This window comes from Microcystis aeruginosa NIES-4325 (assembly GCF_008974145.1).
Classification (GTDB): domain Bacteria; phylum Cyanobacteriota; class Cyanobacteriia; order Cyanobacteriales; family Microcystaceae; genus Microcystis; species Microcystis aeruginosa_G.
Window position 1 is genome coordinate 1 of the sequence record NZ_BJKP01000077.1, and the last position, 2,406, is coordinate 2,406.

The 2,406-nt window shown below is 45.7% G+C and carries 1 protein-coding gene and 2 pseudogenes; 1 reads left to right on the top strand and 2 read right to left on the bottom strand.

The features are described from left to right. Both MiAbW_RS18920 and MiAbW_RS18925 read right to left on the bottom strand, forming a co-directional pair. Window positions 1-143 (bottom strand): annotated as a pseudogene (locus MiAbW_RS18920) (IS630-like element ISMae26 family transposase); the annotation flags it as partial. 106 nt (window positions 144-249) lie between these two features. Continuing rightward, window positions 250-2,082: an aspartate kinase gene (locus MiAbW_RS18925; RefSeq protein WP_151697331.1), complete on the bottom strand. Its 1,833-nt coding sequence runs from the start codon at window positions 2,080-2,082 to the stop codon at window positions 250-252. Between the two features lie 181 nt (window positions 2,083-2,263). On the opposite strand from MiAbW_RS18925, the pseudogene MiAbW_RS18930 reads away from it, so the two are divergent. Next, window positions 2,264-2,406 (top strand): annotated as a pseudogene (locus MiAbW_RS18930) (IS630-like element ISMae26 family transposase); the annotation flags it as partial.

Genomic DNA, 2,406 nt, shown 5'->3' on the forward strand with positions numbered 1-2,406 from the left:
CCTGTTTCTTTATGTTGCTTCAATAACTTCTGAATAAAGCTTTTAGCCACGTCAAATCTCTGGGCTAGTCCTCGAATGGAAATTTTTTCTTTCTTCCAGACATCGATAATTTTTTGGCGAAAATCTACGGAATAGGGTCTCATAGGAAGCTGGTAAGTTCTATTATTTGTCTATTTGCTTTCCATTGTACCTCATAGCTCCAAGAATTGCTATAATTCATTACCTTAAGTTTAAGGATGTTCCAGTTCCCTACACTTTTGCTTGATTCATCTTTACATCTGACAACGCCTCAATTTTACCCTGTCCGGCTAATCCAAAAGCGGCGTGAACCACTTGTAAGGACCTGACTCCATCTTGTTGATTCACCACACAACTGATTTTTATATCAGAAGTAGCAATCATCAAAATATTAATTTTCTCCTTTGCTAAAGCTTCAAAAAAGCGTGATGCTACCCCTGGTTGTCCTTCCATTCCCGAACCAACAATACTCACTTTAGCCACATCATTATTAACCACCACTTCCTGTAAAGCCAAACTTTCCGATAGTTCTAAAAGGATTTTTTGGGCGGAATTAGCATCAGCTTGGGGCAAAGTAAATGCGATATCCCGTCGGGGAATACCATCGACAATGCGGCAGCGTTGGGATTGAATAATCATATCAACACTGACATTTTTTGCCGCTAAAACCGAGAAAATTCTCGCCGCCATCCCCGGGCGATCGGGGACGTTACGAATGGCCATTTGGGCCTGATTATTATCTAGGGCCACACCCCTGACTGGGACTAAATTGTTAGGGATTTCGCGATTAGCAACTTTAGCAGAATACTCCACTTGAAAAGCATCACAAAGGACTTTAATTGCTTTTTCTCCGTCCGCTTCATCGATGACACAACTGACTTTTACTTCAGAAGTGGAGATCATTTCGATATTAATTGCCGCTGCGGCCAAAGTGCTAAATATTTGGGCAGCAATTCCCGGCCGGCCGATCATACCAGCGCCGGTAATGGCGATTTTAGCGGCCCCGGATTCGATGATCACTTCCGCTTCCTCTGTATTAGTGGGATGGGAACGTAAAACTGGTGCGATCGCTTCGGCCACGGATTGGGCTTTTTTTAAGGCATTTCCCATCACCGTAAAGGCGATATCGTTGCTGTCACCCTCGTGAATCGATTGAATAATTAAATCCACGTCCACCTGTTGATGAGCGATTTCCCCGAATAAACGGGCAGCGATACCGGGACGATCCGGAACCCGTAAAAGGGCGATTTTCGCCTGATTGCCCTCAAATTCCACCGCATCCACTGCTTTTGTCAATTCCAATCCTTGCAGGGTGCGCGGTTTCGGTGCCGGGGATGTCACCCAAGTACCAGGCTCATCGGTCCAACTGGAACGGACAACCAAGGGAACCCCGAAATTTTTAGCGATTTCCACCGCTCGCGGGTGGAGAACTTTCGCCCCTAAACTGGCTAATTCGAGCATCTCATCGCAGGTAATTTCGTCTAAAAGACGCGCTTCGGGGACTAAACGGGGGTCAGTGGTGAGAATACCGGGTACATCCGTGTAAATTTCGCAAAAATCGGCTTTTAAGGCGGCCGCTAGGGCCACGGCCGAGGTATCGGAACCACCGCGCCCTAGGGTGGTAATCTCTAATTGATCGCTATCGCTGACACCTTGAAAACCAGCGACAACAACTACTTTACCCTCCGATAGATGACGGGAGAGGCGATCAGTTTTAATTTCTAAAATACGGGCCCGACTATGTTTGGATTCCGTGACAATTCCCACCTGAGCGCCGGTTAGGGAGATGGCTGGTTGTCCGATTTCCTCTAGGGCCATACTCATCAAGGCGATTGTCACCTGTTCCCCCGTGGATAATAACATATCCATCTCCCGGCGCGAGGGTTCGGCGGCGATCTGTTTGGCTAAATTGACCAATCCATCGGTAGTTTTCCCCATGGCAGAAACGACCACCACCACGGTGTTTCCTGCTATTACCGTATTTTTGACCCGTTGAGCGACCGATTGAATGCGTTCCACGGAACCTACCGATGTACCACCGTATTTTTGGACAATTACAGCCATAGTTGTCAGCGCTAGAGACTTTCTATCTTCGTTCAATCTCCAACTTATCAAAATTCCTAACGATAAGTGGTTTTGGTTAACATTCCTTATGTTTTATCTCAAATGCCGACTATAGCAATTCTTGGAGCTATGAGGTACAATGGAAAGCAAATAGACAAATAATAGAACTTACCAGCTTCCTATGAGACCCTATTCCGTAGATTTTCGCCAAAAAATTATCGATGTCTGGAAGAAAGAAAAAATTTCCATTCGAGGACTAGCCCAGAGATTTGACGTGGCTAAAAGCTTTATTCAGAAGTTATTGAAGCAACATCAAGAAACAGG